Genomic DNA, 21,833 nt, shown 5'->3' with positions numbered 1-21,833 from the left:
ACAACGTCCCGTCAGCCTGCATTGTGACGACGACCCTAGAGGTCTTCGCCAGCCCGAAAGTGAACATTGCCACGAGCTAGCTGAATTTAGCTTGATCTGCCGTTGCGCTGCCGCCGTCGTCGACAACGTCTATTCTTACTTCCGCCCCGTGCACACTGATCAAAAGGAGGCCAGCGGCGCTGATAGAAGCAGCGAATTGGATTATTCGACCATCTTTTTGATCCCAGCCATGACCGCCCAGCTTGAGCCAACCCGATACATGGATCATCTGAGCCAATAGTCGGCAATACGAAATCAGCGGCGAGATAGTCTTTGGCGCAAAAAATGCTATTTGCAGCAAGTTGCGGTACTAAGGTTGTACAGTTTTAACGAGCCATCACAGCAATTTCTCATACTCAGAGCAATTATTGATATTTCCGAAGGAACTATCGCTTCGTACATTGAAAGCAATTATGGCGCACGATCACAGGGTTCGCACGCGGGTGCTCCGGTAATAATCCAGCACGCCGACGTCACCGTACGCCTGAAAAAGGCTGACTCTTTGAGGGAATTAGTTTGAGACCGGTCGCCAAAATCGAGTGGCATCGCCAACATCCTGATGCACATGATCCATTTTTAGTTAAACGGATGTCTTGGTCGTGGTTCTCTGCCGAGGTCGTTCGGATTCAACCGACGGAATTGGGTTACCGAGTGAAGGGCGATGCAACTTACTTAGCGCTGCATGATTTTGTTCGCTCTGATGGAGAGACGACTATCAATGGAGGGAGCCGTTCGACGCTTACCGACGTCCGGGGTAAACTGACGTTCGTGCCGGTCGGATCTTCCGTGGAAGGTTGGAATAATTTCAAAAGTCGGGTGTCGTCGGTCGTTGCAGTTCATCTCGCCCCTCCCGCATCAGACCACTATGCAGGCGATATCTCAGATATTCCGCCATCTTTGTACTTCGAGAATAGCAAGCTTAAAGCTACGCTCCAAAAGCTCCAAAGCGTCTTAGATGGCTCGGGCATAAACGACCATGCATATGCGGAGACGCTCGGGCTGTTGCTTTTGTGGGAACTACGGCACGCCGCTGACTTGAAGCGCCCGCAATTGAATCAGGCTCGCGGAGGTTTAACTGCGCTTCAATTGAGATGGATCAAAGACTTTGTCCATTCTCACATCTCAAGAGGGATCGGAATATCCGAGCTGGCGAGCTTGGTAGGATTGAGCCAGTTCCACTTTATTCGGGCATTTAAGCACTCAGTTGGGCTTTCGCCCTATCAGTACGTTTTATCGGAGCGGATCGGCGTTGCAAGAGAGATGCTGTCGAAAAGCGATCTATCGATTGACGACGTGGCGCTCGCGGTGGGATTTCGCGATGCATCCCAACTGAACCGCGTGTTTCGAAAGTTAATTGGAGTTACGCCAACAGCCTTTCGGCGCGAGAATGGCTTTAATGGCCTAGGTAGATGAAATCAACTCGGATAGCGCGGGCAGTGCGCTGTTTCCGTCTTGCGCACGCTGTCCGGCAATTTCTTTCTCGGAGCGACGCTCGCAAACCGGTACGAGATTAGGAGGGACAACGCGAATATTCGCGCTCCTCGGCTGTGCGATTGGCGTAAGTCGAAAAATCGATCGCAGACGGGCCGTTGATCGGCGGCTTGCGGCCATTTTGGAACGAATACGAGCGCAGACATTGTCGATCCTTGCGGCCCGTTGAATTGATCCGATCCCACTATAAAAAATGGTTCGCCGGAGCGCACATCCCAATTGCGGGACGAGTTCACTAGTTCACTGGCCAAGCGCACGGCGGGCGAGCCAACCGCGCCAGTGCGGCGATGAAGTCTTGCGAATATTGGTGACAGGCAGTCCGCCCGTGCACGGTGGCGGTGGCATGCCCCAGCGCATCAGCGTCATCTCGGTCCCGACTTCCGTGATGCGGATGACGGGAGCCGGATAGTCAGGGAAGCCGCCTCCCTAGGGGAATGGAACCCCCGTTTCAGCCTTGAGAGGCCACAAACGGCCTTATGCGGCCCTCGACTTGCGAGCCGTACCGAAGCTGATCGAGGTAATCACCCCAGACCTGCATCATCTCGACCCGCTCGTTCCAAAACTCCGCCGCGTGCATGTAGGCGCGGCGGACGTCGTTCTCTTCCATGTGGGCCAGTTGCCGTTCGATCGCATCCGGATTCCATCGGCCCATCTCGTTGAGCAGCGTCGAGGCCGTCGCCCGGAAACCCGATACGCTGACCTCTTCTTTGGAATAGCCAAGCCGGCGCAGCGCGGCGTTCAGGGTGTTGTTGCTCATGCATCGGCGGACCGAGTCCACCGCGGGAAACACGTACTCGCCCTGCCCGGTCATTCCGTGCAGTTCGCGCAGGATGACAATTGCCTGGCGTGACAACGGCACGCGGTGTGGCCTTTTCATCTTCATGGTCGCGGCCGGCACGACCCAGATGGCCTTGTCGAAATCGATCTCTTTCCATCGCGAAAGCCGCAGCTCGCCGGGCCGGACGAACAAGAGCGCCGAGAGCTGAAGCGCAAGGCGCGTGGTCGGTTGGCCACTATAGCCTTCAATCGCCCGCAGCAGGGCGCCGAGCTCGGTCGGATCGGTGACGGCGGCGCGATGGTTGACCTTGGGGGTCGTCAGCGCCCCACGAAGGTCCACCCCGATATCGCGCGTGGCGCGCCCGGTTGCGATCGCATAGCGGAAGACCATGCCAGCGACTGCCCGCAAGCGGCGGGCGCTTTCATAGCGGCCGCGCTGTTCGAATGTCCGGAGCGCGTGCAGCAGCTCGGGCGCGGTGACCTCACCGACCGGGCGATCGCCGAAGACGGCATAGGCCGGTTCGAGCAGCCAGCGGTTCTTTTTCAGCGTCGCTTCCGACCGCTCCTCCCGTCGCTGCTTCTCCAGAAACTCCTCGGCGACCTCGCGGAAGCTGTTGCCGCCGGCGGCCTGCGCGATCTTCTCGAGCCGGCGCTCAAGGCTCGGGTCCTTGCCCGTCGCAAGCAGCTTGCGAGACACTTCCCGCCGCTCGCGGGCCTCGGCCAGCGTCACATGCGGATAGGCCCCGAGCGCGATCTGCTTCTGCTTGCCCTCAAAGCGATAAGCGAACCGCCATAGCCTGCTGCCGTTCTTGCAGACGAGCAGATAGAGCCCATCGAAATCGGTGAGCTTGTAGTCGCGCTCGGCCGGCTTGGCATTCCGGATGCGGGTGTCGTTCAGCATGGCGTTCCTCGTGCTGGCATCGCCGAACAAAAGCGGATTCGGTGCCAGCAAACGTACCAGCCGTGCCAGCGAGTGCCAACGGACGGGGGCGAACGCGCGTGCTTCCCTGTGGATTTAAGTCTTTGAAATTGTTTTTGGAAAAGACGTCAGCGGACGTTAGCGAACAGGTGCGAACACCAGTGTGGTGCCCAGGGGCGGAATCGAACCACCCCCGCCAGGATTATGGCTCCTGCGCGAGCTTATCTGGTCCGCTCGTTGCCTCGTGTTTCGTCGTGCCGCTCTGCATCAAAATCCTGCTGCGCGTCTTGACGCCGGCTAGTGGCTAGCTCCGAAAGTTCGTGCTTCAACGTATGCCGGCGGGTTACGATAGCGGGCATGTCGTCGACGAATTGCCGAACTTGGCGAGCCAACTCGTGATCTGCTGCCGCTCCAGAGCGGTGCAGCTCCGCGGCATAGTCGAGATATCGCCGCCGGATCGCGTCCTGACGTGATTTAATCTGTTCGTCCCACGGATGGTTGGCAGTCCTGCCGCCCCTCACCTCCAAAAGCACCTCCTTTCGGGCGAACCGATCGACATCGGGTGTGATCTTTCGCTTGCGCAAAGCGAGGACCACCCCGCGATCGGCCTTTCGAACCCGTCCGCGGGATCGCCGCGGCGTTGCCTCCGCCGCGATCCCGCGAAGCCGGAGCTCGCCGGCGAACCGTTCGCGCCAGGCTTGAAGATCCTCCTTGCGGGGGTTGAGGCGCTTGCCGTCATGGCCCAGGGACTGAACGGTCAAGTGTACGTGGGGATGCTTGTTGTCGAGGTGCTGGACGAAGACGTAGTCATGATTATTGCCGAACGTCTCGATGGCAAATGCCCGAGCTGAATCCTTGACGGCGACGGCATCAGTGCCAGCCGGCATCGACAGAATGATGTTGATCGAAAGCGATCCATCACAGCGGCGCTTGTCGTCGAGACCTGCATCATCCTCCCAGCGTTGCTGCAGGTCGTTCAATCCGGTACGACCCGTCAGCGTCGCGCCCTGCTCTGTTTCCGCATCGAGCTCGCCGTTTCGCGTGATATATGCAAGGTGTGACTTGAGATGCGCCGCGTCTTTGGTGCGGCCGGTGATCTTGACCATCACCTCTGGCGCGCGGCGCACGATGCGTTCGAGTTTTGCACGCATCGCCGGCGTAATGCGGCCGGGAGCGGCCGGATCGGGAATATCCCACTCGGCCCGCCGCGGGCGCCGATTGGGCGTCTCCCAGACATACGAGATCGGCGGAAGTTCGGAGGCCAGGTCGCTCGGCCGCGGCGAGTAGCGCCGACTCATCGCCGCCCATCCCAATAATCCGCGTTACCATGCAGCGCATTACGTAGTTGCGAGAGTTCTGTTTCAATGACCAATTTAGCCTCTCGAATTGCTGACAGATCGGGCTCAACCGCCCTGCCCTGCAGAACACTCGTGTTTGCGGCACGCGCGATCTGGTTGACGTTGCCACCGATCCGGTTGAGCTCGCGAACGATCGCGCGAAGCGCCGCATGCTCATCTGGGGAATGCTGCACCGGCGACCCCAGTCGTGAGCGCACCAGGGCAACGATCCAGCCGGCTCGGGTCATGCCACGCTGATATGAAACTTCCGCGAGCTGCCGCATCTCGCTCTCGCGAAACCGCACCGTCACCTTCTCCGGCCGCCCCACCGGCAACGCCAAGATGCGCGGCGCGGGCGCAGCAAGGGCGTCAGCAATGAGACGCCGCAGCAGCGCGGACTTGCCGCCCTGGGTAGCGGCAAGGACTGAGAACTCCGCCGCGACGTCGTCGGAAACGCGAAGCGAGATTAGAGCCATGCACTCCAATCCCAATCACGATGTAATACATCGCTGGCGCGAAGCCTATCCTGCACTAGAAAACGCGAATCTCTCCACCTCCTCCATGTTGGTTCAAACCAACGGGCTCGGCATTCAAACCTAGGAAGTTGCTGCAGGCGAGATCCAACCCAGCCGGCGATGAATGCGGAGAATTCCTCCGGGAATGACGCAGCGGTCGGCCCGAATGCCGGTACTTCACGAACCCCGCGCGTGGAGATCGGCAACGTTGGTACCGAGCATGTGGACCGCGGCTTTCCAGCAGTCTCCGGCCTCTCTACAGCGCTGTGGGGAGCGCGTTCGGCCTCCGGCTGCTGCGCTGGCGCGCCATCCTTCGGATGGGAAATCCGCTCCGCCGGCGCACCAACTGTAGCAGCGTTTCTGAGGAGACTATCTAAGACAAGCTTCATGCGAACAGGATCTCTTCGATTGTGATGGTCGATGCTGGAACCTCTTCCGCCTCTTCGGCGCCATCAACCAGCAGCACTGCATGCCGTGAGCCTTGTGACGCGATTCGATCGACTAGAAGACAGCCAGTGCGACCTTGGTGACGCACTCTGATCGTCAGCAATGGACTCTTTCGCTCGTTCCGATCGACCGAAGAGCTGGGGGGCTTTTCCGCGATCGCCGTGACGCGGTTTCGCTCCATGGGTCGCAATGCCACTTGCGGTTCGACCGGGCTTCGTGCGGGTTGCGCTTCAGGGGGACCCTCGTCATCAGTAGGGGAACCGCGGACCTCGCTGCGAACTTTACGAGCCAGTTGACGGGCGTACGCGTCGGTGAAGCTCTCCTGTGCTGCGCATATGGTCTCGATGGCGTTGGGCTGCTCACGCCAAGCCTGGTAGAGTTCATACACAGCACGGATTGATGAGCCGGCAAGCTTCGACCGGAGGAACTCCGGCATGATCTGGACTGACGCGTAGCGAGACACCCAGTCCCTCGGCTTGCCGAGCTTGCGAGAGATGTCGGCCTGGCTATCGCCTAGCTTCAAACGATCCGCGATGAATGCCGCAATTTCGGGGGCATTGAGGTCGTCGCGCTGGATATTCTCGATCATCTGAACATAACGATCCGCAGAACCAACGGCATGAATGAAAGCCGGGATATCACGTAGCCCGGCGCGCTTGGCGGCACGATACCGCCTCGCACCCATGACGATCACGTACCGACCTTCCTCAGTCGCTTGCCCCAGCACAATCGGTTGCAGCACTCCATACTGACGGACTGATTCCGCAAGCTCCTCGAGCTTCTGCTCGTCGAAACTGCGACGCGGCTGGTCTGGATCTTCGTCAATACGGTCGATCGCGACGCAAGTCGGCTGTCCGATTGTGGCGCCACCATCTTCCGCGGCGTCGATGAGCTGCTTAAAGCTGAGATCAAGCGCCATGGGCCGGCTCGTCCATCTGCGCGACGATCTCGGCGAGAACATCGCGGATTTCCCGACCAGCCTCCTGCGCAGAGCGGCGCTTCAGCTTCCAGACCGGCACGCGCTCGGCGACGGCCTCAGCGTAGCCGTCCCTTGCAACAATCTGGCCCGGAAACACATATTTGCCCGCCTCGCGCAACAGTTGCTCAAGATGGCTCCTTTGACGGGGCGATTTCGTGTTGAAGTTCGAAGGCAGCAACCCGAGGAACTTCGTATTCTGGCGGCCGTAGCGCCTCTGCACGCCGATCACGGTCTGCATCAGACCTTTGACGCCCTTGATCGAATAGTCCTCCAGATAAATAGGGGCCAGCACATGCGACGCCGCCACCAAACAGCCGACACTGCGCAGTCCAAGTGATGGCGGCGTATCGATGACGCAGGCATCGAACTGATCCGACGCGATAGCGAGGTTCTCTTGCAGAGTCGTTATGGCGGCCGCACTGCTGCGATCGAGATCGGTCAGCGAGCTATCGGCCGGCGCGAGCGTTAGGCCTTCGACTTCCCGAGCTACGACCCGCATCCCCGGCGTGAACAGATCCGCGGCTAAGGTTGACCCGGCGTAGTGCCTCAATGTATCCGACGCATTGCTCTGCGCATCAACGTCGATCACGAGAACGCGGCGATCCGCTTCCGCCAGAAACCAGGCCAAATGCACAGCAAGCGTCGTCTTGCCGACCCCGCCCTTTTGATTGTTGATGACAATGGTCTTCATCTTAAGGTCCGAAATGGATCTAACAGTGCGGGAGCCATGTCCTTGTCCATCATGTCCTGGGGATGTTGGTTTGAACCAACACGACTGCGAATCCGGTCACCGGAACGATCCCGGAATTCGTCCGGAGAATCCCCTGCCATAAGAGTCAGGTCAGCCCATAGCCCTCGAGGGAAATTCTGGCGAAGCGAGATGGGAATCGTGCTCGTTGCTGGTCGCTCTGCGACAGGTCGCGAGAGGATCGTCACGCTAAGGCGCGGAGACCGCTTGTGGGTTCCGGCAGCGTCGCCGCGGCGGCGCGAGTAGAGCCGTCCCCGAAGGGCTCGCTCAAGCAGGCAAGGCTTTAAGAAGCCGCAGGAAGCTTTGAATTAAGAGCCGATCTCTTGCGGGCGGCTGTTGTGTTCAGGACTGGCGCAATTCAAGCTAGGCATTGCGACGCGCGCGCCCCGATGGCGAAGTCTCCATCGAGGAGAGATTCAATCGGGCAATAGGACCTGGGTTGCGGCCTTTCCGGCGCAAAGGACCTATTGATAAAATGAATCGATCTGCCCGGTCGATTCATAAAACTCATTGGACGCCGCTTCCCTCGGAAGCGAGAATCTGTCCGTGCCGAAACCCGAACCAGAACCGCTTCATCTGCGCCGCATTGATGCCGCGCACAACATGCGGCGGTTTTATGCGCGGTCCACGCAGCCCACCTTGTTCGGAGAAATGTCGGTGATCCGCAATTGGGGCCGGGTCGGCACGAGTGGCAAGACCATGGTGCAGACCTTCGATGGTCGTGCGGAGGCGATCGAAGCATTCGTACGCCTGGAGCGTGCCAAGCTAAGGCGCGGTTACGCTGTCGCGGACGAAAAACCGTCTTAGTCTGACAATTTTTCGAGGATTACGGCTCTGCCTGTGATGCCGGCTCTATCCGTTCCACGATGTTGATATCAGACGAAGCAAAATCGAAACAACACCGAGCTCGTCCATGACGACTACCAATGAGATCGCCGAAAAGATTGCAGCCGAGAACGACCTGACAAAAGTTAAGGCGAAAACCATCGTCGATAGCGTTTTCAAGGCGATCGCTGATGCGGCCGTGAGCGGAGCCGAGCGAGCCTTCCCGGGTTCGGCAAGTTCAAGGAAGGATAGCCCCGCTCGTGAGGGCCGCAATCCATCCACCGGCGCAACGATTGCGATCGCAGCTTCCAGGAAGCTGACTTTTGCGCCTGCCAATCCATCAAGGACGATCTCAACGGACGAGCGAACCGTAACGACGGTGCACCGTAAGATGCAGCAGGAGGGGGCTTATGCCCCCCTCGGCTGCGAGCGCTTCGTTGCGTTGGCGGATGAGTTCGGCCAGTTCGGCTTCCAGCGCCTTGCGCTCCGCCGGAGTGAACACGCACTCGCGCAACTCAGCGCGCAATTCTTCAATGGTGTCGACGGGCATGATCGCATCTCCGGTGGAAGGGGAGCAGGCCCCGCCTTGCGCGGAGCCGACTTTCTGGAGCTTCAGTCCCGGTTCGGCCGCGACCAGATCAGTTGGAGGCCTTCTGCACCTTCGACCTCGATCAGGGTGGCGTAGATCGGAGCCGGGAAGCTCGGATCGTCCAGCTTGACGGAGAGATAGTCGCGCTCGGTGTCCTTGGCGGTCTTCTGCCAGGCCGCGCCTAACTCGAGGCTGCCAGAGTAGATGCGGAAGTGCGGGCCCTTGTCGGAAGGATTGTCGACGCGGATCAGCTTGGCCTTGACGTTGAGGTTGAGTGTCTTGATGGCGCCGGAGAAGCCATTGCCCGTCGAGGTGAAAGTGCCGATGGTAGCCATTACCTTGATTTTCTCGGGCCGCGCCTATCGCGACCTCGATGGCGGTCGTGAGACCGGAGGCGATCGACCTGCACCCAAAGGGCCGAAATGAAATGGAGGGCGGCCGGCAGCGACTTTCTTGGACCGCGAGGAATGGTGCGCAGCGCCAGGTGAAGAAAGTCGAGGACGGACGTTGCGGGGACAAGATCGAGAGCCCGCAAAGCGGGATCGGCCTTCGGTCAGACCAGCCTTTATCGAGGACGCTGATGGGTGCGCCCTTCGCGAAAACATGGAATGAAGACAGGCGGCCTTAATCCGTTCGGCCATTCGGCAACGGGCGTGGCAGCAAAATGCGGCTCACCTTAAGTTAGGTCACCTGGACGGCGCGTCATCATTTCCAAGTCGAACGTTATTTGGCCAGCGGTCGCAGCGGGCTTTGCGCCCACTTCCGGGCGACAGGATCGCGCAGCGGATCGTCCTCGCAGACCACGCAGATGTGGCGCGGCCGGCCGGGCGCGACATCGTCGGGCACGGCCGTCATCGGCTTACCGCACTTCGGGCACAGCTTCCGGCTGAGGTAAAGCGGAGTCATGATTTTTCGCCTGCCGGGACCAGCTTAGTTCCCCGTGCGCGGCGAGGACAAGTAAATCGCCGAAAATTGTCCGCATGCACCAGGCCGCTTGACGCGGAGCGCGTCTCACGTTGAAATCCGATTTTCAGTGATGTTGCGGGGGTGGCGTCGTGGAAGAATTTTATAGAGGCTTCGCACAGCGGGCGCGCGATCTGGCGGAGCACGCGGACCCGTTCACCAAGCGGCGGCTACTCGACCTGGCCCAGCGATACGATCTCAAGAGCAAACCGGGAGCCCCGGGTGGTCGGACTTTCCCGCCGCCGCGCGCGACGCCACCGACGGTGCTGTTTTCCGGCTCCGGCGAAGCTTAAGAGTAGTCGGAGCGCGGCCCGGTCGTCGGTTTTCTGTGTTTTCATCGACCGGTCGGAGTATCGGCAGCGCGCGGTCGCGGTGCTCGCGTTAGTACAAGCTGGCCCTACAGCACTGAACCGCGCTGACTGCGGCGCGAGGAGCATCGTCCGCGCCGCGCGATCTCGTCAGCGACCATGCCCTCCGCCCGCACCAGCCGCTCATGCAGAGTCTCGAACATATCGAGGATCTCTTCATTGGGTTCATTCTTGCCCTGCTCGATGGCTTCGGCGACGAGTTCATCGAGGGGCGTCTCGTTCAACTGGCCTTTCTCCAGAAGCTCCTCAAACAGACTATCGCTACTCGGTTGCGGTTGGATGCGACCGTCGGAGTTGCACCAAGCGGTGAATGTCTGTTGTCCCAGAACGGCGCGCTCGACCATTCCGAATCCAACGGAATCAGCATCCGCCAAGCCTCGCCCGCCTCGTCCGCGAACCCCGCCACGTACATCCGTTGCTCCGCTGCGCCTTCACCACGGGGCTGGAGGAACGGCGTGAGGATGATTGGAGGGTGTTTTGTCATGACGGTCTCTCCGAACCGCTTTGCGTCGACACAGCGCAGAAGCTGGATCAGTGCGGGTATTTCGACACACGAAAACGGCAAGATCTGGCAACGGCGCCTCATCGCCTCACGCCCGCTGCTTGTCTCGCCGGCGAGAATTGATCTGCGCCATCAGGATCGGGCCAAGCGAAAATTCGCCGACCTCGGCTTTTCGCGTCAGACCGCGCAGATAACCCCCGGCGGAATTGATCGCCGTCCCCCGCTGCAGGATACACGCGACGACGATGGCTGCGGGCACCTCGCCCATAACCTTTTGGGCCTCCTCCCAGGCGCTCGGACTGATCCCCAGCATCGATCGCACGACGGCCGCTGTGGCCAGGAAATCGCGCCAGCTCGAAATCCCACCTCTCGCATAATCGACGATGTCCGGGCATGCACTCAGGACCATTCCTAACGGATACGCCCCCTCCCCGACTCGCGATGGTTGAGGCTTTGGCTCAGCTCCCGCCGCCCAGCCTTTTCGGAGGCTAGGTTCAAGATCAATGAGGGCATCTGGATTTGAACTCTGTATGTGGCGCTCAGAATGGGACTCATTGGCGCTCGGATTCTTCGATTTGATATGTGTTTCCAGAAGATTGAGCACGTCGTCGGCGAGCTGAGACAACTCGTCGGCGATCGGCTCGAGCTCCTGGCGCGTCGCCGTGCGCGGAATCTGCTCGACGATCGCGCGGAAGGCAGCGTGCACGACCTGCCAATCGGCAGGCCCCTGCCCTCCCCTTCGCGTCGGGACGGCTTCCTCGATGCCAGTTGCAATCATCTTCGCGATGTCCCGCCGGCACAGCGTGATGCGCTCTCGTACGAGCTTGAGTGCGCGGGCCTCGGCTTCGATATCGGCCGCCAGGCTCTCGAACTCTTCCGAGCGTACGACGAGCGGTGACAGATCGAAGCCGAACGCGAGCTCGATTTCGCCAGCATCGTCCTTCCGCGCATATCGCTTGCCATTTGGACTGTCGCGCCGAACGATTAGCCCCGCGTCGACCAGCACAGCGAGGTGGCGTCGCAGCGTCGATGCCGGCATGCCGTGCGCTCGCCGAGCGAGCTGATGGTTCGAGGGGAAGACAATCAGGTCATCCTCCCCTGTCAGCGCGGTCTCGGGATGGAAGGTTAAGAGCGCGTTTAGCACCGAGAGCGCGCGCTCCGACACCCCAAGGCGCGGCCGGGCCGTGCAGATGGCGTGGAAGATCTTCCATTTGTGCACGATCTTTTCGGGAGGACGTTCCGTTGCGACCATCTGGCTTGCCACATGGGCAAGCGTCAGCGATCGCCGCCCAAAGGGCGTCGTTGGAGAGTGTGACCGCATGTCTTTGCCTCAGTTAGGCAAAGAAAATCTGCTCGCCGAAACGACGATAAAATCGCGTAGAAACTCTTGACTGCGATTCGCGAAAGTGATTCTCTGTCAGTCGCCAAACTTGAAGAGAAGGGCTTCCGGAACTCCGTTTCGGGGGCCTTTTTCTTTTGCCTTGTCTGCTCCTGGTTCGTGTTTACGGGACGAGACCGTCAGGCCTCGGTACTTTCCTGACCACTGCTCTTCTTGGAAAAGGCGTCGAACAGGGCCGGGAGTTGGTCCACAAGAAATGCCGCGAATGTCGTCGAGACATTCTTGTCGATAGTAAGCTTCAATTCGCGCTCGGCCTGACGCACGTGCGCAATCTTCTCCCCGGACACGGAAAAGACCGGCTTCTCGTCCGACTCTTTCGAGGGCGCCCCGCGAGATGGACGGGTTGCCGCGGAGAATGCTGCAAGAAATCGTGCGTCGGTTTCGCGCTCTGCAAATTTAGGTTCGGCGATCGTCGCTCTGACACGTTTGAGCGCCGCGGAATCCTTGATCAATTCAGCGAATGACTGCCACCGGCCGCGGCCGACTTTCGGAGCCTTCCCGATTGCTTGAATGATCTCGGCAGGAACCGATCGAGCCACGGCAAGAAGTTTCGAGGCCTCCGCCCGATCGACCGACAACGCATCTTGCACGATTGAGCGGCTATGCCCGGCATCCTCGATATGCATCGCGAAGCTGGCGCGCTCAATGAAACTCAAATCTTCGCGCGGTGCGTTCTCGAGTCCTTGCGCCACGACAAGCGCTTCATCTGACAACGATCGCAGAATCGCTTTGACGGAAATACCTAGTTCGCGCGTGGCGCGGACGCGGCGATGACCATAGGCGCTCTGATAACGCCCTTTCGCTTCAGGATGCTCCCGAACGAGAATAGGCACCTCTTGGCCACGCTGTGCGATCGACTGTTTGAGCGCTTCGAACGAGCTATCATCCTGATCGCGAAAACGGTCGGCCAGCGGTGACGGATCGACGAGCGAGGGGTCGATTTCAAGTATCACAGCCCCGGATGCAATTCTTTCGCGAAGCTCCTCGTTCTCTTTCTCAACCTCAGAGAAAGAGTCTTTCAACGAACGAACCGAGCCCGACGAGACCCGCGGCAAGGCAGCGGGCATGTTGTCAGCTGACAACGCACTTGATTGCGGGGCCGTGAAAAGGCTCTTGATCGTGTCAGTACGTTTGCTCATCGACCCCACACCTTCTTAAGAAGTTGCGCGATTTCGGCATTGACCGCATCGACCGACTCCAACGCTCGATCGTAGGCGCCCCGCCCTACGGCGCCGCGCTCCAGCTCATAAAGCGATTGCTTGGTGAGACCGGCATTGGCGATCGCGGTCGATTTCCACACAGTCGCCTGGAGCACATCCGAACCAAAGAGGGTGCGGAGGAGAGCCACGATCTGAGCTTCAGGCACGTCATTGGGATCGTGACGCGTGATGACGTACCGGATGAAATCGTGATCGAGGCGCCCGCCAGCTTCTTCGATGACGGACATGAGATCCGACGTCATGAGAAGAAATTGGCTCATGGATGCGACATCGACCATCTGCGGATGGATGGTCACGAGCATAGCGGTCGCCGCGTTTAGCGCGCCCATTGTCAGGTAACCAAGTTGGGGTGGGCAGTCGATAACAACGACGTCGTATTCGTCTGCAACCTGGTCGATGGCACTGGCGACGCGGCGAAAGAACAGGTCGTGTCCGCGTTCTCGCCGCTCGACCATTGCTCGAGGCGTAGTGTGCTCAAACTCCATAAGCTCGAGATTGCCTGGAACGAGCCCTATCCCGTCAAAATAGGTCGGCCGGACAATCTCGCGCAGTGGCCGGCGGTGTTCGTCATATCGGATGGCCCCGTACAGGGTTTCGTTCGCCCCAATGTCAAACTCGGGTTGGTACCCGAACATTGCTGAAAGCGAAGCTTGCGGATCGAGGTCAATCGCAAGGACCCGAAAGCCAGCAAGGGCGAGGTATTGCGACAGATACAATGCCGTCGTCGTCTTGGCGGAGCCGCCTTTGAAGTTTGCGACGGTGATGATTTGGAGCTTGTCGCCTTGGCGCCGGCGCGGAAGGAATTCCATTGCTTCGCGCGGCCGCGCAGTGGCTAAATACTCGCGCAACTCATGAATCTGACCCAGAGTGTAAGACCGTCGCCCCCCGGTTCCGGTCGCTGGGGTCGGTCCAAGTCCGTCAAGAGAGAGCTGCCGAAGGTACCCATCGGACACGCCCGCAATTCGCGCAACCTCTCCAGAGGTGAACGACCGGAGCGACTTGCTCGCCGAAGGCGGGAAAAGAGTTGTCGCGAGCGAGCGAAGCTGGCCGGAAAGAATGCCCGCGTGCCGAGTGATCCGCGCAGACGCAGTCTCGCTCATGGTAGCCGAATCTTCCGCTAAGATCGCCATTTGCCTTCTCAAGACGGTTTCTGCTCGTCAGACGCCTAGTCTCCGTCTTGAGAGATGGCCACGATTCTGTGATTTGAGCAAGAATTAAAGGGTTAACGAGTTATTAACGCTCGATGACGTGCCAAACGGTGCGCGGGCCCTTTTTTTGGTGCACCGCCCCGTTGTTGTCAGCTGACAACAACGGCTCAGCGCGAATGGAATGAGCCTCGACTATGGCGTGAGTCGGCTCGCCTTCACGAGTCCCCAGAGCGTCATTTTGTAGCTCGCCAACGCTGCGCTGAACGGTGCTGCCACGGCTGGCGTCCGGGCGACGGGACACGCCCCGGTGCGTAGCCTCCGTTCAGTGCTCTGATCTCAGGTCATGCAGGGCAAATTCTAGAGAAACGCGCCGCCATGTAGCGTCGGCTCCTGCCCGCCATTGCCCAACGTCTGGCGCGGCGGTCCCGCAAGAAGCACCCTCCCCGCCTCGTTCGCGACAATGGCTCGCACGCCCGCGCTGAATGGCGAGACACCGTAAAGCGACGATGCCGTCTCGCTTGGATCGGCGGGGCGCCGGACCTTCCCGGGTGTCGATTGGGGGGCTCGCGCGTCACTTCGCTGCGCCGCCGCTCGCCCCAAAAAGGGCAAGCAGAAGAACCAAACTGACGCAGGGGATTCCACCGGCCGACCGGACGAACAGGTCGCAAGCAACCGAGCAGACACATCCCAGGTCATCCGCGCTGGCCCTTCTCTTGCACTTCCGTGTGGCCACAGCGACGGATCGCCAGGCGCGACATCGACCTCAGGGCTCGGCGCTGCAACGGAGACCCTCCTGCCCTTTTCAACGATGCAGGAGTGCCGCAGCGCGTCAATCACCGCTTCATCCCGGGCGCCTGCGATCCGACGAAGGAACGGCAACGGGCCGCCACCTCGTCCGGGATGCCGTGGTGCGGATCCAATCTTGATCGGGGAGCTCGACGCCGAGCCTTCAGATCCATTCGCGGGAACGCGCGCGAGATCGCTTGGGTTACGGTTTTCCTCGAAAGCCCGCATCATATCGCCACGCGGGAACCTCCTTTTGACTCGAATCGACCGGCGCAACAGTGGACCGGCTCGCGGTTGAGTGCCCGGGCTGGTGGGAGGTTGATCGGAAGGCGTCCTGCGTGGGGGTGCTCCTTTGGCGAGCGGCAAGGCCGTCGAGCGAATACGATCTCCCGATGGGGGGTGCTGGCGCGGATATCGAGCTGCGTGGCTCTCGAACGAAGCCGATCTGACCCATGGACGCCGCTGGATCATGGCGGACAGTAGCGCCCCCTGGGCGATTGTTGTCAGCTGACAACAGGGCCCTGCCAAGGATGGATGTTGTCAGCTGACAACAATTTGTGCCCTGCGGTCATCCCTCGCTTCAATTTGCCAAGGCGCGTTGCACCAGTCGAGTCACGATCGGTATCGCATCAGCAGTCGACGTCGATCCGCGCCGCGCAGAATCAAGCGAGGAAGGAGCGGGCGAGGGTGGGGATGGTCGTTAATAGCCCGAGGGATAGATGATCTGCGAGGACAGCCCTGAGGGAAGTAGCATCCGGGAGACGGAGAGGGCAGGCGTTCATAGCCAATTAGCCATAAAAGCTGCCCTCACACGCCAGGAAGGCCGCTCGTCTTAGGGGCGCAAACGACGAGGCCGGCCCTTCCGTCAGTGTATCCGTGATGGTATATAGGTATACACGATGCGGTCTAGAGGAGCGCGCCATGGCCTTCCACATCAAGAACCCGGAGACCGACGCGCTCGCTCGCAAGGTGGCCTCGCTAAAAAAACTTGGCCTCACCGAAGCAGTGCACGTGGCGCTCGCCCATGAGCTCGAGCGCGAGCAGGGCAAGCCGTCTCTGGTCGACCTTGGCGTCCAGTTCTGCCGGGATCTACGCGCGAGGGGCCACGCCGCCAAGGGACAGCCTGCCGATAAGGCGTTCCGCGACAGTTTGTATGAGGACACCTGATGTTCATCGACGCTTCGGCTTTGACCGCGCTCCTGACCGACGAGGAGGAGGCACGAGAGCTTTTGGCTCGCCTGCAGCAGACCGGAACGCGTCTGACGTCACCGTTGGCGGTATGGGAGGCGGCCGTCGCGGTCGCGCGCGTGCTGGATCTTTCGGTCAGCGCCGCCGCGCATGCGGTCGAAGAGTATTTGGCGCTGATGGAGATCGCCGTAGTCGCGGTGCCGGCTGAAACGGCAAGGCTCGCGCTCGACGCCTTCGACCGATTCGGTAAGGGCCGGCATCCGGCGAGTCTCAATTTCGGGGACTGTTTTGCCTACGCTTGCGCCCGGCATCTGGGGCAGCCCTTGATGTTCAAGGGCGGTGACTTTCCGCGAACCGATATCGAAGCCGCCTAACCGACCCGGCTGGGTCGGCCGCGGCGCGCGGAAAGAAGGGGGCTTGTCCGGACCGGGGCACGGAGTTTACCGGGCTGCGGCCCTCGGATCGCTTATGCGCTTTAAGGGCCTGCTCAATCGATAAGCAGTGGTTATTGACAGCGAGCGCCACAGGGAACCAGACCGTCGCTATGACCGAAGTTATTCCCGTGATAGCTTCCGTTTGAACGATTCCTGTTAAGGTTATCAAGACCTTGCAAAACGGTTACTCAATTCCCGATCCACTGCCCTGGGCTCAGCTAGCCGGCCCGCTCGCTATCGCCGAGGACGCGCTTGCCCGGCTCGACGAACGGCTGGCCAAGAGCCCGATCCGCGACGGCTGGATTGCCCGCACACATTATACTGACGCCTGCGCCAGTCTGTGGCTGGAAGGCGAATTGGTCCACCTCGAAGATCTGGTTCTCCACGACGCCGGCATGGACATCCGCGCCCCGACCCACGAACTCACCCGCGCCCACGCCATGCTACGGACCCGGCGCCGCATCGCCGACGCGAAGCCGGATTGGGCGCCATCGCCGGCGGGGCTCGACAGCCTGCGCGGCCGCACCGGGCAGGGCGAGTGGGAGGAGGGCAGGGGCATCCGAAAGGAAGGCGAGCGAAGCTTCGTCGGCGGCTACGATAGCGGAGACGCTGATCTCGACACGCCGCTTGGCGGCATCGAGTCCGACCCGCACTTGGCCGCCGCCTTCGCCGCGGTCGACGCCGCGAATGCCAAGGCGGAGCGGACACTCGCCGGCGGGAGTCGCACCCAGTCCGAGCGGGACCCGCTGGTCTACGACCCCGACTGGGACGAGGACGCGCGTCTCGACGACTGGCGCGCCGTGGTCGAGCAGACCCGCATATTGCCGCCGACGCTCGCGGCCGCGCTTGCGACTGAGGCTTGGGACGCCATCGCCCCGCTGCAGCACACGCCCTGGCTCGGCCGGCTGCTGGCAGCCAGCGTGTTGCGCGCGCGGGCCAAGACCCGCTGGCATCTGCCCTGCCTGCATGACGGGTTGAAGACCATCCCCCGCGAACGCCGGCGGCCGCGCGACACGGCGGCGCGACTCGCCGTGCAACTCGAGGCCATCACCGCTGCCGCGGCGGCCGGTCTCAAGGACCACGACCGCTGGCTTAACCAGCGAACCCTGCTCGCCCGAAAACTCGCTGGCCGTCGCGCCACGTCAAAATTGCCGGGGCTGCTCGACTATATGCTGACCCGGCCGATCGCCTCGGCCGGTATGATCGCGAAGGAGCTTAAGATCACGCCGCGCGCCGCTCAGGACCTGGTCGGCGAGCTTGACCTGCGGGAGGTGACCGGCAGGGGACGATATCGGGCCTGGGGGATTCTGTAGGCGCCCTCAGTGCGGTGCCCCGCCCCGCAGCAGATCCCGGTAGCCATGCGCGGTGATCCAGCGGGCACGGGCGAGATGGGTTTCCCACGCGCGGCGCGCCCGATCCGGCTCGCGCGCGACGTCAATATGCAGCACGGTCCGCGCGACCTCTTTCCAGTCGGCGCCATCGGCGGCGGCATCGAGCAGACGGAGATAGGTGACCAGGTGCTGCTCGTCATAGCCGGTCAGAATCGGCGCGGTTGGCGCGGCATCGGCGACATCAAGATCGGGCGCTGACTTCTGCATGGGGTGTATTCGCCGGCAAGGTTTCTTGTCAGCGGAGAGTAGGCGCGTTCGTGCATCGGTGAGTAGACCCGAATTGCGCACCACGTGGCGCCTGTCGGGTATCACCGGGCATAGCGCAACCGCAGCTGACGGGTTCATGGCCGATCTTGAGGTTCCCTTAGCTTAATCCGGGTTATCGTAGCCTGACTACGACTTCAGCTTCCAATTCAAGCTTGCGGAACTTTGATATTATTCTTATTATCGTAGCATGGCTACGACCCAAAGAAACAAGCTAAACAGGCTCTATACCCGCTTGGCGCCGGGGGCGCCGCTGACCTCCGGTGACCTCGCCGCCCTCGGGATATCGGCTGACCTTGCCGTCCACTATGTCCGTGCCGGCTGGTTGCAACGGTTGGCACGCGGCGTCTATTGCCGGCCAAACGATCCGCCCACTTTGCACCCGAGCCTCGTCCTGCTGCAGCGGAGCTTCGAAGGATTGCATGTCGGCGGGAAGTCGGCCTTCGACTGGCACGGCATCCGCCAGTACGTCCCCCAGCGGCCCGTCCTCCATCTGTACGGCTGGAAAGCGGGACGCCTTCCGGAGTGGTTCACCCAGCGCTTCCCCGCCGAGTACCACCGCAAGCGACTCTTCAAGGAAGAACCCGGCGCACTGCTTCATGTCAGGCCCTTCGAGAGCCGCAAGGGCGGCCCGCTCGTCTCGGCGCCGGAACGCGCATTGCTGGAGGTGCTGAGCGAAGTCGGCGTCCGGCAGCCGCTCCAAGAAGCGCGCGAGCTGGTCGAAAGCACTTACAGCCTGCGTGCCGATCTGCTGCGAGACCTGCTCAAGCGCTGCACCAGCATCAAGACCGTGCGTCTGTGCCTGCAGCTTGGCCGCGAACTCTCTCAGCCCTGGGCCAGCAAGCTCGATCCGTCTCAACTGCCCAAGGGCAGCGACAGGGCCTGGGTGTCCCGCTCCGCTGATGGGCTCCTGGTGCTGAAGCCATGAACCAGGTCTACCTCGACAGCGCGCGGTTGCTGACGCGCGTGGCGCCGCTGGTGCTCGTCGACGATACGTTCGCACTTAAGGGCGGCACGGCGATCAACCTATTCGTGCGCGACATGCCGCGGCTCTCGGTCGATCTTGATCTGGTGTTTCCCGACCACACACTGCCGCGCGAGCAGGCGCTGCGGCGCATCAACGAGGCCATCCGTCAGTCGGCCGCGCGCCTGCAGAAGCAGGGATTTCTGACCCATGCGCCGGCCGCGACGGAATCCGGCGAGACCAAGCTGATGGTGCGGCGAGGGGGCATTGAGGTCAAGATCGAGGTCAACTTCGTCATGCGCGGCACCGTCCATCCGGTGCACATGGCGTCGCTGACAGAGGCCGCGCGTGACACGCTGCAGGCGGATCTCGAAATCCCGGTGGTGTCGTTCGAAGACGTATATGGCGGCAAACTGGTTGCGGCGATGGACCGGCAGCATCCCCGCGATCTGTTCGATGTCACGCAGCTTTTTGCGCACGAAGGAATCACGGCGGGCATTCGCCGCGCTTTCGTCGTCTATCTTGCGAGCCATAACCGGCCGGTGCACGAGGTCCTGTTTCCATCGCTGCGGGATCTCCGCCAGGAGTTCGAACACAATTTCGCGGGCATGACCACCGAGCCCGTTGAACTCGACGCGCTCTTGGCAGCGCGCGAGCGAATGATGCGCGAACTGCAGCAAGGTCTGAAAGGCGATGAGCGCCGCTTCCTGCTGTCGCTGGTTGCCGCAGAGCCCGAATGGTCGCTACTGGGCGTGCCGCACTTGGAGCAGCTTCCCGGCCTGCGATGGAAGCTGCAAAACTTGGAACGGCTTCGGAAGACCAACGCCCGAAAATTCGCCGAGCAATCGAATGCGCTGGCCCGGCTATTTGGATGAGCGTAGGTGGGCCGTCGCCACTGGCCGCAGGTGACGCGGTGTGACTGCCGACGAGGCCCTTCCGGCCTCCCCATCAGCTATCCATGAAGGGATAGGCGGCACGATGAGGCAGCGCTTGTCGACTTTACGCGCGCGTTCAAAATCGTTTCTCCTTTCCGCCTACGGGTGAAGGCCCCGCCTCGCGGCGGGGCCACCTGCGCGGCGTCTCAGTCGCGACTCGGGCGAGACCAGATGAGCGAGTGGCCTTCCTCGCCGTCGACCTCGACCAGCGTCGCGTAGATCGGAGCCGGGAAGCTCGGGTCGTCCAGCTTGACCGAGTGGTACTCGCGGCCCGTGTCCTGGGACTTCTTCTTCCACATGGCGCCGAACTCGATGTTCGCGCCCGCGAAGATGCGGTAGTCCGGGGCCTTGTCTGAAGTGCGTTCGGCCGGAACGATCTTGGTCTTGACGGTGCCTAGAGCGAGGGTCTTGACGGTGCCGACGAAGCCGTTGCCGTTGACGGTGAAGTTGCCGATGGTAGCCATGTTCGTGTCCTCTTTCGTTCTCGGGCCGCGACCATCGCGACCTCGATGGCTGTCGTTGACCGGAGGCGATCGGGCCGCACCCGAAGGGCCGCCACGCAGTAGAGGGCGGCCAGGGCGAGGCTTTCTTGTCTCGCGAGGAATGGGCGCGCAGCGGCCAGGGGAAGAAAGCCGAGAACGGCCGTTGCGGTCTTTTGATCGAGGCGGAGCGCAGCGACGACGGTCTTCGGTTAGACATGCCAAATCGAGGACGCATTGGGCGCGACAGGCCGAACGATGAGGATACGGCTGAGCGACAGGCAAGCCACACCGCACGACGACGGGCGCATTGGTGAAAGGCACTCGCGCGCGCCGCGTAAGCTTTCCGCCAGTCCAGCGGACGCAATAACAACTCCGGACTGTCGTATTGTGATGACACCAGCCTTCTGCGGCTTCGGAAAGACGCGCGCCCAGAAACAGACGGGCATCTCGGAAGCACGAAGAACCCGCCCGGTGCATCTCGCCTACGCCGTCGGGATGGGAAGCACCGCCTCTCCAGTCGCCGGCACAGGCATGACGACGCACAAAAGAAAGGCCCCCGCCGTGAGACGAGGCCTTCGTCATTGTCCTAGAAAGGTGAACGATGAGCGCAAGCGGCCGAGACACGGATCGTTGCGCCTCATGCCGCTTGGTCGATCTCGGCCGGCTTGGGTTGAAGATCGTGCAGATAGGTGACTGCCCGCTGAGCGTGGGCGGCCGCGCTGAAGATGAAACGCCTGTCGTTGGACAGCACCTCCAACCACGACGCAAGATAACTTGCGTGATCGGCACGCGGCTCGAGTTCGGGCACGATACCAAGGTCCGCGCTGAGGAAGCACGCGCCAAGTTCCGCAACCAGCTCTTCACGGGCGCGCTCGCTGCGATCCTTTGCGTAGCGGCTGAGATCGCGATTGACGCGATGCGCCGGCGCAGTCCAATGCACGTTATGCCGATATCGGCATAAGGCGCATAGTGCCGCGATCCAGATTATGCCGCATCTGCTCGGCTGGGCCCGGTTGGCGGCATGATCGCGCCAATCCCATTCGGCATAATCTTCGTCGCTCCAACAACAAGGAGCACGAAGATCATGTCTCAATATTTGCAGACCTGCATCGAGCCGCATCTT

General features: G+C 61.2%; 22 protein-coding genes and 3 pseudogenes. 9 read left to right on the top strand and 16 right to left on the bottom strand.

Translation table 11 applies throughout. The annotated features are described in order from the left end of the window. Nucleotides 1-555: 555 nt before the first annotated feature. Nucleotides 556-1,452, top strand: coding sequence for a helix-turn-helix domain-containing protein (locus ABIB90_RS39595; RefSeq protein WP_354202779.1), 897 nt, complete (start codon nucleotides 556-558; stop codon nucleotides 1,450-1,452). Between the two features lie 342 nt (nucleotides 1,453-1,794). Here ABIB90_RS39595 and ABIB90_RS39590 read toward each other — a convergent pair. The 6 genes and pseudogenes from ABIB90_RS39590 to ABIB90_RS39565 form a co-directional block, all read right to left on the bottom strand. After that, nucleotides 1,795-1,953 (bottom strand): annotated as a pseudogene (locus tag ABIB90_RS39590) (SOS response-associated peptidase); the annotation flags it as partial. A 25-nt stretch (nucleotides 1,954-1,978) separates the two neighbouring features. Next, a complete protein-coding gene (locus tag ABIB90_RS39585; protein ID WP_354202778.1) occupies nucleotides 1,979-3,208 on the bottom strand; it encodes a tyrosine-type recombinase/integrase in 1,230 nt (409 codons plus the stop codon). 239 nt (nucleotides 3,209-3,447) lie between these two features. After that, a complete protein-coding gene (locus tag ABIB90_RS39580) occupies nucleotides 3,448-4,524 on the bottom strand; it encodes a relaxase/mobilization nuclease domain-containing protein (RefSeq protein ID WP_354202777.1) in 1,077 nt (358 codons plus the stop codon). Continuing rightward, complete coding sequence (locus ABIB90_RS39575) at nucleotides 4,521-5,039, bottom strand: MobC family plasmid mobilization relaxosome protein (protein WP_354202776.1); 519 nt, start codon at nucleotides 5,037-5,039, stop codon at nucleotides 4,521-4,523. Before ABIB90_RS39575 ends, ABIB90_RS39580 begins: the two co-directional genes overlap by 4 nt. 424 nt (nucleotides 5,040-5,463) lie before the next feature. Further along, the gene (locus ABIB90_RS39570) at nucleotides 5,464-6,444 is read right to left on the bottom strand and encodes a ParB/RepB/Spo0J family partition protein (RefSeq protein WP_354202775.1); all 981 of its coding nucleotides are present in this window, start codon (nucleotides 6,442-6,444) and stop codon (nucleotides 5,464-5,466) included. Continuing rightward, the gene (locus tag ABIB90_RS39565; RefSeq protein ID WP_354202774.1) at nucleotides 6,434-7,195 is read right to left on the bottom strand and encodes a ParA family protein; all 762 of its coding nucleotides are present in this window, start codon (nucleotides 7,193-7,195) and stop codon (nucleotides 6,434-6,436) included. The genes ABIB90_RS39570 and ABIB90_RS39565 overlap by 11 nt, the downstream gene beginning before the upstream one ends. A 603-nt stretch (nucleotides 7,196-7,798) precedes the next feature. Here ABIB90_RS39565 and ABIB90_RS39560 point away from each other — a divergent pair. Continuing rightward, on the top strand, nucleotides 7,799-8,059 hold the full coding sequence (locus ABIB90_RS39560) for a WGR domain-containing protein (protein ID WP_502918263.1): 261 nt from the start codon (nucleotides 7,799-7,801) through the stop codon (nucleotides 8,057-8,059). Between the two features lie 106 nt (nucleotides 8,060-8,165). After that, a pseudogene (locus ABIB90_RS41755) lies at nucleotides 8,166-8,354 on the top strand (HU family DNA-binding protein); the annotation flags it as partial. 75 nt (nucleotides 8,355-8,429) lie between these two features. Here the strand turns inward: ABIB90_RS41755 and ABIB90_RS39550 are convergent. The 3 genes from ABIB90_RS39550 to ABIB90_RS39540 form a co-directional block, all read right to left on the bottom strand. Then, nucleotides 8,430-8,627 carry a hypothetical protein gene (locus ABIB90_RS39550; RefSeq protein ID WP_354202773.1) on the bottom strand — a complete coding sequence of 66 codons (198 nt, stop codon included), beginning with the start codon at nucleotides 8,625-8,627 and terminating at the stop codon, nucleotides 8,430-8,432. 62 nt (nucleotides 8,628-8,689) lie between these two features. After that, a complete protein-coding gene (locus tag ABIB90_RS39545) occupies nucleotides 8,690-9,001 on the bottom strand; it encodes a DUF736 domain-containing protein (protein WP_354202772.1) in 312 nt (103 codons plus the stop codon). A gap of 388 nt (nucleotides 9,002-9,389) precedes the next feature. Continuing rightward, complete coding sequence (locus ABIB90_RS39540; protein WP_354202771.1) at nucleotides 9,390-9,572, bottom strand: hypothetical protein; 183 nt, start codon at nucleotides 9,570-9,572, stop codon at nucleotides 9,390-9,392. Nucleotides 9,573-9,721: 149 nt separating this feature from the next. Between ABIB90_RS39540 and ABIB90_RS39535 the strand changes: the two genes are divergently transcribed. Continuing rightward, nucleotides 9,722-9,922 (top strand): hypothetical protein, encoded by a 201-nt coding sequence (locus ABIB90_RS39535; RefSeq protein ID WP_354202770.1) that lies wholly within the window; start codon nucleotides 9,722-9,724, stop codon nucleotides 9,920-9,922. Nucleotides 9,923-10,026: 104 nt separating this feature from the next. Here ABIB90_RS39535 and ABIB90_RS39530 read toward each other — a convergent pair whose 3' ends face one another. From ABIB90_RS39530 to repA, 4 genes are all read right to left on the bottom strand, one after another. Then, on the bottom strand, nucleotides 10,027-10,341 hold the full coding sequence (locus ABIB90_RS39530) for a hypothetical protein (RefSeq protein WP_354202769.1): 315 nt from the start codon (nucleotides 10,339-10,341) through the stop codon (nucleotides 10,027-10,029). Nucleotides 10,342-10,587: 246 nt separating this feature from the next. Beyond that, the gene (gene repC, locus ABIB90_RS39525; RefSeq protein ID WP_354202768.1) at nucleotides 10,588-11,820 is read right to left on the bottom strand and encodes a plasmid replication protein RepC; all 1,233 of its coding nucleotides are present in this window, start codon (nucleotides 11,818-11,820) and stop codon (nucleotides 10,588-10,590) included. 197 nt (nucleotides 11,821-12,017) lie between these two features. Then, on the bottom strand, nucleotides 12,018-13,037 hold the full coding sequence (gene repB, locus ABIB90_RS39520; RefSeq protein ID WP_354202767.1) for a plasmid partitioning protein RepB: 1,020 nt from the start codon (nucleotides 13,035-13,037) through the stop codon (nucleotides 12,018-12,020). Continuing rightward, nucleotides 13,034-14,248, bottom strand: coding sequence for a plasmid partitioning protein RepA (repA, locus tag ABIB90_RS39515; protein WP_354202766.1), 1,215 nt, complete (start codon nucleotides 14,246-14,248; stop codon nucleotides 13,034-13,036). The genes repB and repA overlap by 4 nt, the downstream gene beginning before the upstream one ends. Before the next feature lie 1,725 nt (nucleotides 14,249-15,973). Here repA and ABIB90_RS39510 point away from each other — a divergent pair. The 3 genes from ABIB90_RS39510 (at nucleotide 15,974) to ABIB90_RS39500 (ending at nucleotide 17,987) form a co-directional block, all read left to right on the top strand. Next, complete coding sequence (locus ABIB90_RS39510; protein ID WP_354202765.1) at nucleotides 15,974-16,219, top strand: type II toxin-antitoxin system VapB family antitoxin; 246 nt, start codon at nucleotides 15,974-15,976, stop codon at nucleotides 16,217-16,219. After that, the gene (locus ABIB90_RS39505; RefSeq protein ID WP_354202764.1) at nucleotides 16,219-16,614 is read left to right on the top strand and encodes a type II toxin-antitoxin system VapC family toxin; all 396 of its coding nucleotides are present in this window, start codon (nucleotides 16,219-16,221) and stop codon (nucleotides 16,612-16,614) included. The genes ABIB90_RS39510 and ABIB90_RS39505 overlap by 1 nt, the downstream gene beginning before the upstream one ends. 233 nt (nucleotides 16,615-16,847) lie before the next feature. Then, nucleotides 16,848-17,987 carry an RHE_PE00001 family protein gene (locus ABIB90_RS39500; protein WP_502918262.1) on the top strand — a complete coding sequence of 380 codons (1,140 nt, stop codon included), beginning with the start codon at nucleotides 16,848-16,850 and terminating at the stop codon, nucleotides 17,985-17,987. 6 nt (nucleotides 17,988-17,993) lie between these two features. On the opposite strand, the gene ABIB90_RS39495 is transcribed toward ABIB90_RS39500, so the two are convergent. Beyond that, nucleotides 17,994-18,410, bottom strand: coding sequence for a DNA -binding domain-containing protein (locus ABIB90_RS39495; protein WP_354202763.1), 417 nt, complete (start codon nucleotides 18,408-18,410; stop codon nucleotides 17,994-17,996). 109 nt (nucleotides 18,411-18,519) lie between these two features. On the opposite strand from ABIB90_RS39495, the gene ABIB90_RS39490 reads away from it, so the two are divergent. Further along, nucleotides 18,520-19,257 carry a type IV toxin-antitoxin system AbiEi family antitoxin domain-containing protein gene (locus tag ABIB90_RS39490; protein WP_354202762.1) on the top strand — a complete coding sequence of 246 codons (738 nt, stop codon included), beginning with the start codon at nucleotides 18,520-18,522 and terminating at the stop codon, nucleotides 19,255-19,257. Beyond that, complete coding sequence (locus ABIB90_RS39485) at nucleotides 19,254-20,168, top strand: nucleotidyl transferase AbiEii/AbiGii toxin family protein (RefSeq protein WP_354202761.1); 915 nt, start codon at nucleotides 19,254-19,256, stop codon at nucleotides 20,166-20,168. The genes ABIB90_RS39490 and ABIB90_RS39485 overlap by 4 nt, the downstream gene beginning before the upstream one ends. 206 nt (nucleotides 20,169-20,374) lie before the next feature. On the opposite strand, the gene ABIB90_RS39480 is transcribed toward ABIB90_RS39485, so the two are convergent. Together ABIB90_RS39480 and ABIB90_RS39475 are read right to left on the bottom strand one after the other, a co-directional pair. Further along, entirely contained in the window at nucleotides 20,375-20,692 is a 318-nt protein-coding gene (locus ABIB90_RS39480) for a DUF736 domain-containing protein (protein WP_060913221.1), read from the bottom strand. Between the two features lie 655 nt (nucleotides 20,693-21,347). Next, a pseudogene (locus ABIB90_RS39475) lies at nucleotides 21,348-21,650 on the bottom strand (zincin-like metallopeptidase domain-containing protein); the annotation flags it as partial. Nucleotides 21,651-21,833 lie beyond the last annotated feature (183 nt).

The sequence above is a fragment of the Bradyrhizobium sp. JR4.1 genome, assembly GCF_040548605.1.
GTDB lineage: Bacteria > Pseudomonadota > Alphaproteobacteria > Rhizobiales > Xanthobacteraceae > Bradyrhizobium > Bradyrhizobium canariense.
Note: the sequence above shows the minus strand (reverse complement) of the source record. Positions and strands in the feature narration are given on the sequence as shown.

Coding starts and splice junctions, on each gene's coding strand:
- ABIB90_RS39585 (WP_354202778.1), bottom strand. CDS start 3,208: ATGCTGAACGACACCCGCATCCGGAATGCCAAGCCGGCCGAGCGCGAC.
- ABIB90_RS39480 (WP_060913221.1), bottom strand. CDS start 20,692: ATGGCTACCATCGGCAACTTCACCGTCAACGGCAACGGCTTCGTCGGC.
- repB (WP_354202767.1), bottom strand. CDS start 13,037: ATGAGCAAACGTACTGACACGATCAAGAGCCTTTTCACGGCCCCGCAA.
- ABIB90_RS39540 (WP_354202771.1), bottom strand. CDS start 9,572: ATGACTCCGCTTTACCTCAGCCGGAAGCTGTGCCCGAAGTGCGGTAAG.
- repC (WP_354202768.1), bottom strand. CDS start 11,820: ATGCGGTCACACTCTCCAACGACGCCCTTTGGGCGGCGATCGCTGACG.
- ABIB90_RS39545 (WP_354202772.1), bottom strand. CDS start 9,001: ATGGCTACCATCGGCACTTTCACCTCGACGGGCAATGGCTTCTCCGGC.
- ABIB90_RS39485 (WP_354202761.1), top strand. CDS start 19,254: ATGAACCAGGTCTACCTCGACAGCGCGCGGTTGCTGACGCGCGTGGCG.
- ABIB90_RS39570 (WP_354202775.1), bottom strand. CDS start 6,444: ATGGCGCTTGATCTCAGCTTTAAGCAGCTCATCGACGCCGCGGAAGAT.
- ABIB90_RS39575 (WP_354202776.1), bottom strand. CDS start 5,039: ATGGCTCTAATCTCGCTTCGCGTTTCCGACGACGTCGCGGCGGAGTTC.
- ABIB90_RS39490 (WP_354202762.1), top strand. CDS start 18,520: ATGGCTACGACCCAAAGAAACAAGCTAAACAGGCTCTATACCCGCTTG.
- ABIB90_RS39530 (WP_354202769.1), bottom strand. CDS start 10,341: ATGGTCGAGCGCGCCGTTCTGGGACAACAGACATTCACCGCTTGGTGC.
- ABIB90_RS39495 (WP_354202763.1), bottom strand. CDS start 18,410: ATGAACCCGTCAGCTGCGGTTGCGCTATGCCCGGTGATACCCGACAGG.
- ABIB90_RS39565 (WP_354202774.1), bottom strand. CDS start 7,195: ATGAAGACCATTGTCATCAACAATCAAAAGGGCGGGGTCGGCAAGACG.
- repA (WP_354202766.1), bottom strand. CDS start 14,248: ATGGCGATCTTAGCGGAAGATTCGGCTACCATGAGCGAGACTGCGTCT.
- ABIB90_RS39550 (WP_354202773.1), bottom strand. CDS start 8,627: ATGCCCGTCGACACCATTGAAGAATTGCGCGCTGAGTTGCGCGAGTGC.
- ABIB90_RS39580 (WP_354202777.1), bottom strand. CDS start 4,524: ATGAGTCGGCGCTACTCGCCGCGGCCGAGCGACCTGGCCTCCGAACTT.
- ABIB90_RS39510 (WP_354202765.1), top strand. CDS start 15,974: ATGGCCTTCCACATCAAGAACCCGGAGACCGACGCGCTCGCTCGCAAG.
- ABIB90_RS39505 (WP_354202764.1), top strand. CDS start 16,219: ATGTTCATCGACGCTTCGGCTTTGACCGCGCTCCTGACCGACGAGGAG.